Genomic DNA, 16,498 nt, shown 5'->3' with positions numbered 1-16,498 from the left:
GTCGGCAGCGGCGTGGATGGCACGGTCGAGTTGCCGGGCGCTGAGGTGCCGGACCGGATCCTGAGCCGGGTTTTTCCTGCCGGTGCGCGTGCTGTTGCGCTTGTTCCGCGCTTCACCTCGTCCGGGCTCAGGATCACCGGCATCGTTGCGATGCCGCTTCCCGAGTCCCTCGATGAAGCGCCGTTGCGGGGCGGGGGGTGACCGGGGGCGCACGTCAGCTTCAGCAATGTTGCAGGTCGTCGAGCAGCACGTCGGCGAGTCCTTCCTCGTCGATCGCCAGTCGTTCGGCGAGCATCGCGCCGGCGAGCGTGTCGTCCCACAGCGCGGTGACGGCGGCATCGTCGAGGAGGCGACCGGGACGTGGTGCGCCGATGACGGCTGCGCGATAGTCGGCGGTCGAGAAGCGCCACGGCCGGGCGTCGTGCTCACGGATCATCTGGTTGCCGATGCACAGGCCCGGCCAGTCGAAGTCGCCGTGGTAATGCAGCGTTGCTCCGGCGACACGCAATTGCGTGAGCAGGAGGCGCTGGGCCGCGGCCGGCATGCCGTCGGTGCATACCAGCGGCGCACAGCGCAGCCCCAGCTGGTCGGCGGCGATCGCGAGCAGGTTCGGGTTCTCGCAGATGAAGACCGGGCGGCCCGTGACGGCCCAGGCCGGCGGCGATCGTACCAGGCTGCGTAGCGAGAAATAGGTCGGTTCGCCCGGTTCGGTGCCCGTCGGTCCGGGGAGGTTGAGGGTCAGCGCAGGCCGCGCCAGCTCATTGACCAGCACGCCGGCCGCGGCCCAGAGGTCCCGTACCCGGTCGGCGTCATCGTCGGGCGCGGCCCCCTGGCGCAGGGCCGAGAGGACCAGCGTGGCGACCGGGCTGCCGGCGTCGAGCGCGTGCGCATTACCGAGAGTAGCAACGGCCAGCTGCGCCCGCGGAATCCCCCCTGCGGGCAGCCGCCGCAACACTTGATCAGCGTCGAGGACCAAGCGGGCGCCGGCCTCGGGCTGGCTGGCACACAAGCGCTTCAGCAGCCCGAGTCCGACGGATGTCTGGAGCGCCGAACGCAGGCCGGGGTGTGCGCAGCCCTCGACCACCTGCTGCCATTGCCAGCGAACGTGCAGGCGTTCGGCCTTGGCGTCGATGATCGGTCCGTCGAGTTGTTCGAGCGCATCGCGCAAGGACGAGGCGAGACCGGCCCGGGCGAGCGCTGCGTCGATCTCCGCCACGTCGATCTGCATCGACCGCACAGGGCGCGCCGGTCGGCCGGAAAGTGCCGCGAGGGCGGCATGCTCGGCCTCGCTCAGCGAGCCCAGACGCAGGACGTCGGCCGGCGCGCCGCGCGCATAGCGTTGGCGCAGCCGCTTGCGCAGCGCCGCAAGGGGTTCGCCGCCGAGCAGCCGTTGAAGGCGGGCATCCACGGTCATTCGGGGGGAAAGCGCCGATCGGGATCGTCTTCACGCCGGCGCGCCCGTCCATCCCAGGTCCAGCGTGACACATGCACTGCGTCAATGCCCTCGCGCCGCTGCAGCTGGCAGATCGCCACGCCGGGCAGCTCGGCATAGCAGGCCCATTCACGCTCGCTCGTGATGACGAAATCGAGGTCGAACTCGCGGATCAGCCCCATGCAATGCGCACGGGCGGCATCGTCGATGCCGGCAAAGGCTTCGTCGAGCAGCACCAGGCGGGGCGCAAAGGCGTAGCTGGCCTGACTGTAGAAGCTCGACACGGCGGCGAACAGCGGCACCGTCAGGCCGAGCGCGCGTTCGCCGCTCGAGGCCGGACCGGAGAGCGGACGCCACTGCCCGTCCTGCCAGCGCTGGACGCGGAAGCGGTGCCAGCGCCGGTAGTCGAGCGCCTGGGCGAGCTGCTCGAGCAGGCTGCCGCCGACGGCGTCGGCCTTCAGGCGTTCGGCGGCGATGCGCTGGTGCAGCATCTCGCCGACCACCCGCCGGTCCTCGGCCGACCAGAGGTCGGTGCTGGTGTTGAGCAGGCGCTTGCGCGCGGCCTCCAGGCCCACCGGTGCACCCTCGCCGCCCTCGGGCAGCGGTTGCCACAGGAGGCGGAACTTGACCCCGGTGGAGGTCGGGCGCTTGTTCAGCTCCTTGTTGATCGCATCGACCTGCCGCTCGGCCGCCTGCAGGAGCCGCTGCACCTCGGCGGCGATCTCGGCCTGGAGGTGATTTTCTAGCAGGGTGCGCTCGCGCGCCGTCAGGAGCTCGCGGCGCTGGGCGATCTCGGCAGCCAGCCGGGCGGTCAGCTGGTCGGGGCGCTCCGGACGGTTCTGGTAGATGACGCTGACGACCATGCCGTAGTCGCTGGTGTCGGCCTGGGCCTGCTGGCCGAGCGCCGTGAGGGCGCGCCCGAGTTCGCCGTAGTCGTGGGAGATCTGGCTCTGGATGCGCGTCCAGGCCTCGTCGTCGTCCACCACCTGCGCCAGTGCCTGCTCGGTGCGGCGGGCCAGCGTGAGCGCCGGCTCGATCGTCCAGGGCGCACGCAGGTCGGGCAGCTCGGCCTCGGGGAGCGCGGCGGACAGCAGGCCGGTGGCGGCAAAGCCCTGCAGCTGTGTGATGGCGTGTTGGCGGGTAGCGGCGCGTTCCTGCAGCGTGGCGTCGGCGTCGAGCACCTTCTGCTCGCCGCGCGCGCGTGCCTCGCCGGCGGTGCGCAGGGCTTCGCTTTCGGCCTTCACATGGCGTTCGCCGTCGCTGACGGCAGTGCGCGCCTCGCGCAGCCGCCGCTGCAGCTCATCGACCTGGGCGCCGATGGATTCGCGCAAGGTGGCGAGGCGCACCTGCGACTCCTGGGCGAGCCGGCCGCGCTCGGCGAACTGCTCGGCGCGCTGGCGCGCGTCGGCCTCGGCTTCCCTCGTCCGCGCTTGCTGGCGGGCGAGTTCCGTTGCCGACAGGCGTAGCTCATGCGCTACCCGCAAGAGCCCGTGCAGGGTCTCGCCGAAGTGCAACAGAGCGGCGCCGACGGCTTCCAGCGCCGCTGCATCGGTGGGCAGGCGCAGATCGGCCGCGTCGGCGGCCAGCGCATCGCGGCGGCTTTGCAAGGCGTCGCAGGCTGCGCGCAGCTGCCGCTCGGCTTCGTCGAGCCGGCTCTTCGCAGTCTGGAACTCGCGCTCGCGGGCCGCGGCGTCGGCGTGGGCGGCGCGCAGGCTCTCGTCGGACGGTGCGTCCTTCCATTCGGCGGCCGCCCGCTCCTGGCGCCGAGCAAGCTCGGTCAGCGCATCGTCGATCCGGCGTGAAGCGTCGGCGATCTCGCCCAGGCGAAGATCGATCTCGGCGAGCCGTCGCGCTCGAGCGGCGGCGCGGGCCGCGTAGCCGATGTACGTGGCCTGCGGTTTGGCCCACGCGCCGGCTAGGGCGCCGAGGCGAAAGCGGCCGTCGGGGGCCATCCAGCCTTCGGCCCGGCCGTCGTCTTGCGCGGAGCAGGCGATGCCTTCGAGCAGGCGCGTCAGCAGCGCGGCATCGATTGCGGGCGTTGCCGCCGAGGCGGACGGGGTAAGCCAGGCGGCGAGCGAGGCGTCACAGCGTGGCCGCTCCAGCCACTGGGTGTCGTGCAGGGGCGGCGCGCCGTCGGCCGCCTGCAGCCGGCCATCGGGGGTGACCCAGGCGTCGAGGAGTCCGGCCGCCTCGAGCGCGGCTTCGAGGCCGGCACGCTGGGCGGCGTCGATGTGCTCGTGAAAATCGACCAGCTGCCACAGCGGCGCACCGGCCCGTTGCCGTCTGGCCTCGGTGCCGCGGGTATAAGGCGGCGGCGGGGTGGCGTCTTCGCCCTGCGCAAGTCGCTCGTGCTCGGCGCGCAGCGTCGCCTGCTCGTCGTGCAGCGTTTTTTGCGCAGCGAGCTGTGCGGCGCGCTGCCCGGCCAACTCGTCGGCGGCGCGCTGCTGGGCGGACGACAAGGCGGCACGGGCCGGGTTGTCACCTTGCAGGTTGGCGACCCACGTGGCCAGCGCGGACAGCGGCGGCTCAGCCACCTGCAGCACCTGCAGGTTCGCGAAGTGCGCCTGCCAGGCCTCGACGACGCGGCTGCCTTCGGTCTCGACCGCGGCGTCGGCCACGCTGCGGCGGGCGGCGGCCGCTTCGGCTTCGTCCTGTCGTTCGTCACGGGCCTGTTGTCGGCTTGCGTGGGTGGCCTCGGCCTGCGCCACCTCGGCTACGCGGCGCTGTACCAGGGCGAGCTGTTCGCGCCGAACCTGGGTTGCCTGGCGCAGATCCTGGAGGGCCGTGTCGAGGGGCAGGTCGCCGAGGGTTGCCAGTTCGGCGGCCGGAAGCGCCGCCAGCGGATTGTCTCGCCACGGCTCGCCGATGCCGCTGGCCAGCGCCGCTGCGGCGACGCCTTCGCGTGCTGTGGCGAGGGCCTCTTCGGCCTGTGTCCGGCGCGTGCCCCGTTCATCGAGCGCCCGACGTTCGCGCTCGAGGCGGGCGGTTGCCTCGTCACTCATGCGCGTCGCGTCGACGAGGTCGGCGGCTCGCGATTCGGAGTCACGTTCGGCCTGGTTCAGGCGATTCGCGTCCTTCATCCCTGGGTCGGACTGCAGCTGGTCGAGCCGCGTGCGGCCGGCGAGCAATGCGGCTTCGGCGGCATCGAGGCGGCCTTTCGCCCGCGCCTCGGCGTGCTGCGAGGTTTGCAACTCGGTGCGGGCTTCGTTGAGATTGCGGCTGGCGGTGTCATAGCCGCTCTGTGCGCTGCGCAGCCCGCGGGCCTGGCGCCGCGCGTTGATCGCGGCGTAACGCTGGTAGCGCTGGTTGAACTGGCCGACGGCCTTAGCCAGCGCTTCGTAATCCTGCAGCTCGCGGCGGTATTCCTCGAGCTGGTTGAGCGCGTCGGCAACGTCGGTCAGTAGCTCGGCCGACAGCGGAGGCAGTGCCTCGGTCAGCGCGTCCGAGAGGTTGCCTTCGTCGGGTTTCTTGGACAGTTGCGGCTGGCGCAACTGGACCAGGGTGTCCATCAGGGCCGCATAACGGACGGCACCGAGCTGGAACAGTCGCTCGTCGACCGCCCGGCGGTATGCGGCGGCGGTGTCGAACACCTGGCCGTGCTCGTGCAAGGCTTCCTTCAGTCGCTCGCGGGTGAGTACGGTGCGTGCCGGGCTGGTGAGCCACAGGTCTTCGCCGATGCGTCGCCTTTCGAGGACGAAGTACCACGCATCGACCTGGGCCCGCGCCGCCGCCGCCGAGAGCCCGCAGCCCAGCGTCAGATAGTCGGGCTCGCCATCGTCGGCGATGCGGCCGAACTCGATCCACGCATAGCCGATGCGGCGGTCGATCTTGCCGAGCAGCAGGTTCCAGGCCATCTTCTTGCCGGCGTCGCCGTCGGGCTCGATGCGCGAGGGCTTGAGCTGGGCATCGAACAGGAAGGGCAGGGTCAGCGACAGCACCTTCGATTTGCCGGTGCCGTTGTTGCCGCGCAGCAGCAGGTGGCCATCGCGGAACCAGAATTCCTCGCTGTCGTAGTGGAACAGCTCGACGAGGCCGAGGCGAAGCGGTTGCCAGCGGGCCAGCGTCGGCTGCGGCAGCGCCGGGCGGGCGTCGGCCGTCGCAAGGTCGGACGGGGTGTCGAGCAGGGTATCCGGAGTATCCAAGGCTTGCAGTCTCAATCGAACAGAGTGCCGGTGGTGGCGGGTGCCGCCGGCCTGAGCTCGGCCTCGCCGACGGCAAAGCGCGCCAGCGCCGGCAAGGGTCGTACTTCGGCACCGTCGCGTTCGAGCAGTTGAAGACGCTGCAGGCGTTCGAGCGCGGTCGCCGCCAACTCGTGCTCCGAGCCCGCTTCACGCGCGGACTTGCGCCAGAATTTGCCGAAGCGCTGGCGTGCGCCAGCAATAAATGCGGCGACTTCGTCGGTGCTTGCGCGGCTGTTTGCGCGCGCAGTCAGGAACTCGGCCACGAGCAGGGTGACATGCGCTTCGGTGCCTTCGGCCGGCATCGCCACGTCGGTCAGCTCGCCGTCCTCGTCGGTCAGCGCCAGGCCCTCGGCGCGTTGTTCGGTGACCAGCCCGGTGGCGTCGCACAGCCGGGTGGCCATCGTGCCGCGCTGGTTCATGAAGTAGGCGCGCTGGTCGGCGTCGAGGCGGTCGAGGTAGATCACCGGGTCGTCGAGCAGGCGGCGCGCCAAATGGTGGCGCAGCGCCGTGCGTCGGCCCTCGTCGCTGTCCGGCACCGGCTCCGCCACCAGCGCGGCGAGCCGCGCCTCGAGCGTGGCCGGAGCGTCGTCCGCGGGCCACGTGGACGGGCCGCGCGATGCCGCGAGTACACCGGCGAGGACCCGCCGCTGCACGTCGTAGAGTGCGTCATGGAGACTGTCCGAGCCTTCGCTGCCGCCGTGCACGAAGCCCTCCTCATCACCGGCTACGCGATGCAGGACGCCGAGCTCGAGCAGCGTGCGGCACACCGCGACCAGCTCCCGCCGCTCGTGCTGCGCCTGGAGCGTGAAGCTAAAGCCGAGCGCGGCCAGCGCCGGGTCTGCGGCGAGGGCGAGCAGCCGGTCGCCGAGCACGCGCAGCGTGATCTGCGGGTCGGCGCGCTCCAACACCGCGCAGGCGAGGCACAGTAGAACATAGCGGCGGCGCTCGTAGCCGGGCAGCCCACGCGTGGCGTCGTGTACGTCGGCCGGACGCTTGTACAGGCGCGCCGCATCGCGTTCGATATGCAGGGGCCAGCCGGCCTCGCGGACGAACCATTCGCGCAAGGCATCGGCGTGGCGGCGCACGGCGGCGAATTCCGCGTGTGCCGGTGTCATCAGCGGCGTCATCAACAGGGCGCGCAGCGCGGCGGTGAACTCCTCGCGTTGATGGAGGGCCTGCTGCTGGCCGATCGCGGTGCTGTCGGTTGTCATCAGGGCGCTTGCGTGGCGGTGATCGTGATACGGTGGTCGCGGCCGGCAAAGACGCCGGCATCGGTGACGACTTCGGCCCGGGTGTGCGCTTCCAGCGGCTCGAGGCGAACGCGCAACAGGCCGTCGCCGGTCTGGCGCTCGACCACGTCGTCGGGCGAGGATTGCGCCGTCAACGCCTCGCCGAGCAGCGACAGGAACAGCGAGAAGGCGTGCGGATCGAGGTGGCCGATCTCCGACAGGCGCGTCGTTCGACCGGTCGCCAGGCGCACCCGCGCGGCCTCGACCTGCAGATGTTCCTCCCGCAACTGGCGCGCGAGCAGGGCGCGCTCTTCGCTGCGCTCGCGCACCTTGGGCAAGGGGCCCCGCGGGGCGGCCTCGCCGTACTCGCGCAGGCGCGGATGGATGGAGAGCGGCGGCGCCTCGGCCCACGGCGTGGTGGCCGGCAGCTCATGGCCGGCGCCCGGGTTCAGCGAGAAATGGCGGGCCGGATTGAGGGCGAAGGCGGCACGCCCCAGGCGGTGCGCGTCGTCGTCGCTGCCGCAGGTCGCGAACCAGCCGGCGAGCACGCGGAAGTCGGCAGAGCGATCGCTGCGCCCGCTGCGCCGCTCATTGAGCGCCGCGACCGCGGCCAGCAACTGCGGAATCGCCGCACGTGCCTTCGAGCGCAGCACCTCGGCCTGCGGCGGTTCATGATGGGTGCTGACGAACCAGCCGCGCAGGCCCCTCCAGCGCTCGCGCCAGGCCTGCTGCCGCTGCGAGAGTGCATCGGCCTGCGCTTGTTCATCCCCGGGCGCGGCGTCGCGCGCTTCGCGCTGCGCGGCCGCCCACAACAGCGGATCGATGCGCGGATGCAGCAGGGCAATGTGCTGCGCGATCGCACCGGAACGCCCGACGAGGTCGCCGATGAAGCGCTCGAGGTAGTCGATCAGTCGCTGCTTGTAGGCGACCACCGCCGTGGCGTCGGCCTGCTGCAGCTCGATGCTGCGTGCCATGCCGGCCATGAAGGCCTGGGCGTTGTCGGCGAGGCTTTCGAACACGCGCACCAGATCGCGCAGGGTTTCGTGCAGCTTCGCCGCATCGAGCGCCGGTGCGTCGGCCAGCGCGAGCAAGGTCTTGAGCCGGCTGGCGATGTCTTCGAGCGCGACCGTCTGCAACTCGGCACGCCGACCGAGCGCTTCGGCGAAGGCAGTGATGGCCGTCTCGACGGCTTCGCCGCCATGGGACAGGCGGTAGAGGAAGCGGGCGCGGTAGAAGTCGCTGATGCTGGCAACGCGCGCGGTATCGGGTTGCGCCTCGAGGTTGCCCCACTCGGTGAGCTGAGCAAGCGCGCTCTGAACCTCCTCGAGCTTCGGTACGCCATCGCTCCACCGGGCTTCGGCCAGCACCTCGTCGGGTCGCATGTGGAGCCTGAACTGGCGTTTTGCCGCGGCGAAGCTCGCCATGATGTTGCGGTAGATGCCGGCCTTGTCTGCGCTGACGTGTCGGAACAGGTCGGTCGATGTGTCCGAATAGGGCATGGGTTGGATTCTGGGGGGGCGTTCGCCCGATGTTGGCAACAATGCGGGCGGTTGTCGAGCATATGCGTTTGCGCTACCGAGCCAAAACCCGGAAGCGGCTTGCGATAGTCCCATAATGGGACTAAAGTGCTGCTGATGCGAGTGATAGCCGTCTCCACCCTTCGGGAATTTTGGAAACTTCATCCGGATGCCGAGCAGCCTTTGAAGGCTTGGTTTGAGGAGGTGACCAAAGCGTCCTGGACTCAGCCATCGGACATCAAGGCGCAGTACGGCAGCGCCAGCATCCTCAAGAACCGGCGCGTCGTTTTCAACATCAAAGGCAACGACTACCGGTTGATCGTGGCCATCGCCTATAGGCTGCAGGTCGTCTACGTGAAATTCGTCGGGACCCACAAGGAATACGACGAAGTGGACGCAGAAACCATTGAAATGGTCTGAGTGACCATGGAGGACCACATGGACATCCGCCCTATTCACACTGAAGCCGATTACAAGGCTACGCTGAAGGAAATTTCGGCCTTGATGGAGTTCGACCCTGATCCGGGCACCCCGGAGGGAGACCGCCTGGATATTCTGACCACCCTGGTGCAAGCCTATGAAGCCAAGCACTTCCCCATTGGCGTGCCGGATCCGGTCGAAGCGATCAAATTCCGGATGGAGCAGAGCGGCCTGTCGGTGAAAGATCTGGAGCCATTCATTGGCCGGAGCAACCGTGTCTACGAAGTCCTGAACCACAAGCGCCCCTTGACACTGGGCATGATCCGTAGATTGCACCAAGGCCTGGGCATTCCGGCCGAGGTTCTGATTGCCGAGACCGTTGCGGGCTGACTTGATGGTGCTGGCGAGAGATGCACTTGTCTCGACTTCCGCGCCAATGCTAACGGCATATTGACGGTATCGCCTACGGTATCAGCGGAATGTTCAAGAAGTACGGCCGCAGATACCGTCAGATCACGATTATTGAACAACCTGCCGGGTGAAGATGGGTGGCGCCTGGTACGGGCAATAGCCACGAAATCGCTCCCCGCCGCGCCTTCATCGGCGCGGGGCAGCGATTTTTTTGTGTGCGTCGCACGTGGGCGCTGGCAGTTCGGGAACGGACAGACATGAATCCGTGTCCATAGCCGCCGGAATCCTGTTGTCCATACCTCAACAATCCTTGCCCAGCCCCGACAGGCCACCAGATCATGCACGCCATCCGCGATGGTCATTCTCCCGCTCGTTCCAGTGATCTGCTTGCGTTCGCGGTGGTGTTCGCCACCGTTCTATGTACGCTGATCCCCGCGCATGACTTGCGCCGTCTCGCCCAGGTCATGGTCTTGGCGCTGCCCGCGATGTGTCTTCTGTTGTGGCCGGTTGAAGCCTTGCGCGTGTGCCGACTGCGCGCCCTGTTCGTCGGCTTGTGGGCGGGGGGTTTCATGATCGACGGTGCAGTCAGGGCCTATCTGGCACGCACTTATCAGGCTTCGGCCGACAGCGCACTGGTCCTGACCGCAGTCGCGAACACGGGTACAGGCGAGAGCGTCGAGTATCTTTCGATGTACTGGCCCGCGATGCTGCCCTGGGTCGCCGTCCTCATGGCTGGTGGTCTTGCGATGGCCTGGGCGCTTCGGCGCACGGCCGTCTCCCCGGTGCAGGCAGGCGTGCCGCGCGCGAACGGAGCCAGGATGCCCCTCCTGCGGCGATGGTCGGCCCTGCTGCTTTGTGCTGTACTGCTTCTCAGCGCGCTTGCCTATGCGCTCAAGCCGTGGCGGCGCTTGCATCCACTGGTGTTCTGGTCCGACTGGGTGGCGTCCGTTCAGGAGCTCCGTGACGAATGGGCGGATCAGGACGAACTCCGGCAGCGAACCCTTGCGCGGGCTGCCGGACTGCAGCCGACGGTCTTGTCCGAGGGGCCCTCGACGGTCGTCGTGGTGATATCGGACAGCGTCAATCGCGACAATCTCGGACTCTATGGCTACACACGGGAGACGACCCCACGGCTTGAACGACTGCGGGATGAACTCGGCGACGCCTTTCTGGTGTTGAGGCATGCGTGGTCGGTGGATGCCGGTACGCTGGCGTCCTTGCGGAACCTGTTCTGGTTCGGCAACTACAACGCGCCGGAGCCGATGCACGTGCTGGCCCTGGCGCGTGCCGCCGGTTATCACGTCACGTGGATCAGCAATCACGACGACATCGCCATCGATCAGTCACATGCCGCCTTTGCAGACCGGATCGAGAGGCTGAGCCGTACGCCCGGCCGATCGAACCGCTCTGCCGACATCGATACGCTGAAGCCCCTGCGGGCGGCGCTCGCGGACCCGCAACCGCGCAAGCTCATCGTCGTTCACCTGATGGGAGCGCATCCGCATTACAGTTTCCGCTATCCGAAAGGGGCCAATCCGTTCGACGATGGATTCGACGTGGTCGAGCACGAACTCGAGCAGGAAGGGCGACCGGTGTGGCTGCAGGTGCTCCGTGACGAGTACGACGCGGCGCTCCTGCATCACGATACCGTTCTGGCCGAAACGTTCGAACTGCTGCGGCAGGCGCCGGGCTCCGGCGACTATCGCGCCTGGCTCTACCTGTCCGATCATGGACAGGAGGTGGGCCATGACGCCGACCATGCCGGCCACAGCTCGCACACCGTTGCCGGTTTCCGCATTCCCGCGATCGTCTGGCAGAACCAGGCCCGCAGCACCCTGCCGGCGGATGCATGGCGCCGTCCTTTCCGCGTTGACTGGACCGGGTGGACGCTTGCGCACCTGCTCGACGTCCGCTGGCAGGGCGACGATCGGGGTCGCGACGTTCTGGACGCCGCATACCGCTGGGCCGATCCACAGCTTCCGGTCAGCGTGGCTTCATTCGAAAACTGAGGCGGCGTCGAGCCGGATCGGCGTCGTCTTCCAGATCTCGCGCGCGTACGCGTCGATCGTGCGGTCGGACGAAAAGAGGCCCATGCCGGCGACGTTCAGCAGCGCGGATCGGGTCCAGGCCTCGGGTTGCCGGTACAACGCGTCCGCACGCTGCTGGGCCTCGACATAGCTGGCGAAGTCCGCCAGCAGCAGGTAGTGGTCGCCCCAGTTCATCAGCGCGTCGAACACGGCCTGGTAGCGCCCGCGTTCGCCAGGGCTGAACAGGCCGTCACGTACGGCATTCAGCGCCGCCGCCAGTTGCGGATTGGCCGCGTAGCAGTTGCGCGGCTGGTAGCCCTGCGCGCGGATGTCGGCGACCTCTGCGGTCGTATGGCCGAAGATGAAGATGTTGTCGTCACCGACCTGTTCGCGGATCTCCACGTTGGCGCCGTCGAGCGTGCCGATCGTGATGGCGCCGTTCAGCGCGAGCTTCATGTTGCCGGTGCCCGAGGCCTCGGTGCCCGCGGTCGAGATCTGTTCCGACAGGTCGGCCGCCGGAATGATCAGCTCGGCCAGGCTGACGCTGTAGTTCGGGATGAAGACGACCTTGAGCCGGCCGCGCAGCCGGGCGTCGGCATTGACCACCGCAGCCATGTCGTTGATGAGGCGGATCACCTGCTTGGCCATCACATAGGCGGACGCGGCCTTGCCCGAGAAGATCACCACGCGCGGCACCCAGTCCGCATCGGGCTTGGCGAGGATCGCCTGGTAGCGCGCGATGACGTGCAGCAGGTTGAGCAGCTGGCGCTTGTACTCGTGCATGCGCTTGACCTGCACGTCGAACAGCGCGCCCGGGTCGATGTCGATGCCAAGGCGTGCGCCGACGTAGTCGGCCAGACGCTGCTTGTTCGCCCGCTTGACCGAGCGGAAGGCGTCGAGGAAGTCGCGCTCGTGCTGGTACTCGCGCAAGGCCGCCAGTTCGTGAAGGTTGCGTCGCCAACCTGTGCCGAGGCGTGCGTCGAGCAGGGCGGCCAGGCCGGGATTGGCCTGTGCGAGCCAGCGCCGCGGGGTGACACCGTTGGTCTTGTTGTTGAAGCGCTCCGGCCACAGGCGGGCGAAGTCGGCGAAGATCGACTGCCTCATCAGTTCCGAGTGCAGCACCGACACGCCGTTGACCGAATGCGATGCGACCACCGCGAGGTAGGCCATGCGCACACGACGCTCGCCGTGCTCGTCGATCAGTGACACGCGGCGCATCAGTTCGACATCGTGCCCGTGTGCGGCGGTGAGGTCGGCGAGGAAATCGGCGTTGATGTCGAAGATCATGCGCAGATGGCGCGGCAGCACGCGGCCGAGCATGTCCACCGGCCAGGTCTCCAGCGCCTCGTGCATCAGCGTGTGGTTGGTGTAGGAGAACACGCGCCGGCACAGGGCCCACGCCTCCTTCCACGGCACACCGTGCTCGTCGACGAGCAGGCGCATGAGTTCCGGCACGGCCAGCACCGGATGGGTGTCGTTGAGATGGATGCTGACCTTGTCCGGCAGGGCGTCGAAATCGCGGTGGTTCACCCGATAGCGGCGCAGGATGTCCTGCAGGCTGGCCGAGACGAAGAAGTACTCCTGACGCAGACGCAGCTCGCGGCCCGACAGGGTGGAATCGTCCGGATACAGCACGCGGCTGACGTTCTCCGAGTGGTTCTTGCTCTCGACCGCACCGAAGTAGTTGCCCTGGTTGAAGGCCGACAGATCGATTTCCTCGGTGGCCTTGGCCGACCACAGCCGCAGCGTGTTGGTCACCTCGGTGCCGTAGCCCGGGATGATCGTGTCGTAGGCGTTTGCCAGTACGTCCTCCGTGCCGACCCAGCGGACCACATCGCCTTCCTGCTCCAGGTGTCCGCCGTAGCGTACGCGGAAGCAGATCTCGGGCCGGTGGAATTCCCACGGGTTGCCGTGCGCCAGCCAGTAGTCGGGCACCTCGACCTGCTGTCCGTCGATGATCTGCTGGCGGAACATGCCGTAGTCGTAGCGGATGCCGTAGCCGAATCCGGGCACGCCGAGTGTCGCCATCGAATCGAGGAAACAGGCCGCGAGCCGGCCGAGGCCGCCGTTGCCCAGTGCCGCATCCGGTTCGAGGTCGATGACGACGTCCGGATCGACTTCCAGTTCGGTCAAGGCCTGACGCACGGTGGGCATCAGGTCGAGCGCGAGCAGGGCATTGCTGAAGCTGCGGCCGATGAGGAATTCCATCGACAGGTAATAGACGCGCTTGACGTCTTGCGCGTAGCTGGCGCGGATGGTCTTCATCCAGCGCTCGACCAGATGGTCGCGCACCGCATAGGACACCGCATGGAGCCAGTCCTCGGGCCGGGCGGACTCCGGATTCTTGCCCACCTGGTACATCAGCTTGTTCGAGATCGCACGTCGGAAGGCCGCGACGTCGCGCGACAGGTGGTCGTACTGGTGGGTGAACTGGGAGAGGTCCATGGGCGGGTTCAAGTTACGGTCCGGTCGTTGCGATCGAGGCGTCGGTGTCGTCGGCGGTCAGGCTGCGATCTGGCGGTACAGTGCGAGGTACTGGTCGGCGGCATCGCGCCAGCCCGAAGGGTGGCGCATCGCGCGTTGCTGCACCGACTTCCAGTCTGCCGGGCGGCGGTACAGGGCAAGCGCGCGCCGGGCGGCACCAAGCAGGCCAGCGGCAGAGAAATCGTCGAATACGAACCCGGTCGCATCCTCGTCCAGCGTCTCGAGGCGGCTGTCCGAGACGGTGTCGCCCAGCCCGCCGACGCGACGCACCAGCGGCAAGGTGCCGTACTTGAGGCCGTAGAGCTGCGTCAGCCCACAGGGCTCGAAACGTGACGGGACGAGGATGACGTCGCTGCCGGCGATGAGCCGGTGGGCGAAGGCTTCGTCATAGCCGATCCGTACGGCGACGTGCGCCGGGTCCGCGTCTGCCGCGGCGCGGAAGGCTGCCTCGAGCGCCGCGTCGCCACTGCCGAGCAGCGCGAACTGCGCACCGCGCGCGACCAGCTCCGGCAGCGCCTGCAGGATCAGATGCAGGCCCTTCTGGTCGGTCAGGCGGCTGACCACGCAGAACAAGGGCGAGGTCGGCGTCGCGGCCAGGCCGAGTTCCTGCTGCAGACTCGCCTTGCAGCGCGCCTTGCCCTCGAGTTGCTCGACCGAATAATGCGCGGGGAGCAGGGCGTCGAGCGCCGGATTCCACACCGATTCGTCCACGCCGTTGAGGATGCCGGTCAGGTCGTGCGTGCGCTGGCGGAGCACGCCGTCCAGGCCGCAGCCTTGCTCCGCGGTCTGGATCTCGCGGGCATAGCCGGGGCTGACGGTGGTGATGCGGTCAGCGTAGTACAGGCCCGCCTTCATGAAGTTGATCCGGCCGTGGAACTCGAGCCCGTGCATGCTGAAGAACGATGGCGGCAGCCCCAGTTCGGCGAAGTGGTGGCTGTCGAACAGCCCCTGGTAGGCGAGGTTGTGCACCGTATAGACGGACGCGGGCAGGCCGCGGACGCCGGCGTCGTGCGCTGCACGCAGATAGGCCGGCGCCAGCGCGGCGTGCCAGTCGTGCGCGTGCACGACCTGTGGCCGCCAGCCCCCGTCCAGCCCCTGGGCGAGCTGGCCGGCCGTCCAGCCGAGCAGGGCGAAACGCCGATGGTTGTCGGGGTAGGCGTGCTGCTGCGCGTCGGCGTAGGGGCCGCCGGCGCGCAGGTAGAAGGCGGGGGCGTCGATCACGTAGGCGTCGACGCCGCAGGCGGGCAGCCTGCCACGCAGCAGGCGGGCATCGGCGGCTTCAAGGCCGGCAGGTGGCGTGAGACGGGCAAGCTCGACCGCGTCGTGCAGGTCGGCCAGGATCGGCGCGAATCCGGGCAGCAGCACGCGGGGCTCCGCACCGCAGGCGCTCAGCGCAGCGGGCAGGGCGCCTGCCACATCGGCGAGGCCGCCGGTCTTGAGCAGGGGATAGATTTCGGCGCAGACCTGCAGGATGCGCATCGTGATCTCCTTAGAGTGCGGCAAGCATGTCCCGGGTCACCAGGACCACGCCGTTTTCGGTACGGTGGAAACGCCGGGCGTCGAGCTCAGGATCCTCGCCGATGACCAGCCCTTCGGGCAGCTTGCAGCGGCGGTCGATGACGACCTTGCTCAGCCGGCAATGCCGGTTGATCTGCACGTCGGGCAGGACGACCGCATCGCTGATGTCGCAATACGAGCGCACCAGCACGTTCGAGAACAGCACGGAATTGCGGACGACGGAGCCCGACACGATGCAGCCGCCCGACACCAGCGAATTGAGCGCTTCGCCCCGACGTCCGTCGATGTCGTGCACGAACTTGGCGGGTGGCAGCTGCTCCTGGTAGGTCCAGATCGGCCAGTCGCGGTCATACATGTTCAGCGCCGGCGTGGTGGAAGCCAGGTCCAGATTGGCCGCCCAGTACGCGTCCACCGTGCCGACGTCGCGCCAGTAGGGGCCCGAGTAGGGCGGGGTGGCGATGGCGGACATGGTGAAGGGGTGGGCCAGCGCCTGGCCCTCGGCCACCGCGCGCGGAATGATGTCCTTGCCGAAGTCGTGGCTCGAGTCCGGGTTGCAGGCGTCCTCGTCGAGCAGGCGGAAGAGGTACTCGGCGGTGAACACGTAGATACCCATGCTCGCCAGCGACATGTCGGGGTTGTCCGGCACGGTCGGCGGATCCGACGGCTTTTCGACGAAGGCGGTGATGTGGCGCTGCGCATTGACGGCCATCACGCCGAAGGCGCTCGCCTCGGTGCGCGGCACCTCGATGCAGCCGACGGTGACGCCACGCCCGCTCGCCGCATGGTCGGCGAGCATGATGGAGTAGTCCATCTTGTAGACGTGGTCGCCGGCCAGGATGACGACGTACTCCGGCGGGCGCGAATCGCGGATGATGTCGAGGTTCTGGTAGATCGCATCGGCCGTGCCCCTGTACCAGTGCTCCTCGTCGACGCGTTGCTGGGCGGGCAGCAGGTCCACGAACTCGTTCATCTCGTTGCGCAGGAAGCTCCAGCCGCGCTGGATGTGGCGCAACAGCGAGTGCGACTTGTACTGCGTGATCACCCCGATGCGCCGCAGTCCCGAGTTCATGCAGTTGGACAGGGCGAAATCGATGATGCGGAACTTGCCGCCGAAATGGACCGCAGGCTTGGCCCGCACGTTGGTCAGATCGCGCAGACGCGAACCACGCCCCCCGGCCAGCACCAGGGCCAAGGTTCGTCGCGCAAGCATCCGTGATTCGGCACTGCGGTTGATGTCCATGGTTCGCTCCCTCGTGATGTGGTCGTCGTGCGCCGGGGC

Annotated in this window: 10 protein-coding genes; 3 read left to right on the top strand and 7 right to left on the bottom strand. The window is 68.3% G+C overall.

Annotated features, from left to right (window positions below; all coding sequences use genetic code 11):
* Nucleotides 1-220: 220 nt before the first annotated feature.
* The 4 genes from C664_RS01495 to C664_RS01480 are packed head-to-tail and all read right to left on the bottom strand — an operon-like array spanning nt 221 to nt 8,341.
* Nucleotides 221-1,414, bottom strand: a complete 1,194-nt coding sequence (locus C664_RS01495) for a TIGR02679 family protein (protein ID WP_004251786.1) — start codon at nt 1,412-1,414, stop codon at nt 221-223.
* Entirely contained in the window at nt 1,411-5,574 is a 4,164-nt protein-coding gene (locus C664_RS01490; RefSeq protein ID WP_004251783.1) for a TIGR02680 family protein, read from the bottom strand. The genes C664_RS01495 and C664_RS01490 overlap by 4 nt, the downstream gene beginning before the upstream one ends.
* Nucleotides 5,575-5,585: 11 nt before the next feature.
* A complete protein-coding gene (locus tag C664_RS01485; RefSeq protein ID WP_004251781.1) occupies nt 5,586-6,824 on the bottom strand; it encodes a TIGR02678 family protein in 1,239 nt (412 codons plus the stop codon).
* Nucleotides 6,824-8,341, bottom strand: coding sequence for a TIGR02677 family protein (locus C664_RS01480; protein WP_004251778.1), 1,518 nt, complete (start codon nt 8,339-8,341; stop codon nt 6,824-6,826). Before C664_RS01480 ends, C664_RS01485 begins: the two co-directional genes overlap by 1 nt.
* Nucleotides 8,342-8,476: 135 nt before the next feature.
* Here C664_RS01480 and C664_RS01475 point away from each other — a divergent pair, with 135 nt between their 5' ends.
* The 3 genes from C664_RS01475 (at nt 8,477) to C664_RS01465 (ending at nt 11,199) form a co-directional block, all read left to right on the top strand.
* On the top strand, nt 8,477-8,779 hold the full coding sequence (locus C664_RS01475) for a type II toxin-antitoxin system HigB family toxin (RefSeq protein ID WP_004251777.1): 303 nt from the start codon (nt 8,477-8,479) through the stop codon (nt 8,777-8,779).
* 18 nt (nt 8,780-8,797) lie between these two features.
* Entirely contained in the window at nt 8,798-9,169 is a 372-nt protein-coding gene (locus C664_RS01470; RefSeq protein WP_038010635.1) for a helix-turn-helix domain-containing protein, read from the top strand.
* A gap of 359 nt (nt 9,170-9,528) precedes the next feature.
* A complete protein-coding gene (locus tag C664_RS01465) occupies nt 9,529-11,199 on the top strand; it encodes a phosphoethanolamine transferase (protein ID WP_004251774.1) in 1,671 nt (556 codons plus the stop codon).
* Here the strand turns inward: C664_RS01465 and C664_RS01460 are convergent.
* The 3 genes from C664_RS01460 to glgC are packed head-to-tail and all read right to left on the bottom strand — an operon-like array spanning nt 11,185 to nt 16,459.
* Nucleotides 11,185-13,662 (bottom strand): glycogen/starch/alpha-glucan phosphorylase, encoded by a 2,478-nt coding sequence (locus tag C664_RS01460; protein ID WP_004251771.1) that lies wholly within the window; start codon nt 13,660-13,662, stop codon nt 11,185-11,187. The genes C664_RS01465 and C664_RS01460 overlap by 15 nt on opposite strands.
* 57 nt (nt 13,663-13,719) lie before the next feature.
* Nucleotides 13,720-15,180: a glycogen synthase GlgA gene (gene glgA / locus C664_RS01455; RefSeq protein ID WP_004251769.1), complete on the bottom strand. Its 1,461-nt coding sequence runs from the start codon at nt 15,178-15,180 to the stop codon at nt 13,720-13,722.
* A gap of 10 nt (nt 15,181-15,190) precedes the next feature.
* Nucleotides 15,191-16,459, bottom strand: coding sequence for a glucose-1-phosphate adenylyltransferase (gene glgC / locus C664_RS01450; protein ID WP_004251766.1), 1,269 nt, complete (start codon nt 16,457-16,459; stop codon nt 15,191-15,193).
* Nucleotides 16,460-16,498: the final 39 nt, after the last annotated feature.

This window comes from Thauera sp. 63, assembly GCF_000310165.2.
Classification (GTDB): domain Bacteria; phylum Pseudomonadota; class Gammaproteobacteria; order Burkholderiales; family Rhodocyclaceae; genus Thauera; species Thauera humireducens.
Note: the sequence above shows the minus strand (reverse complement) of the source record. Positions and strands in the feature narration are given on the sequence as shown.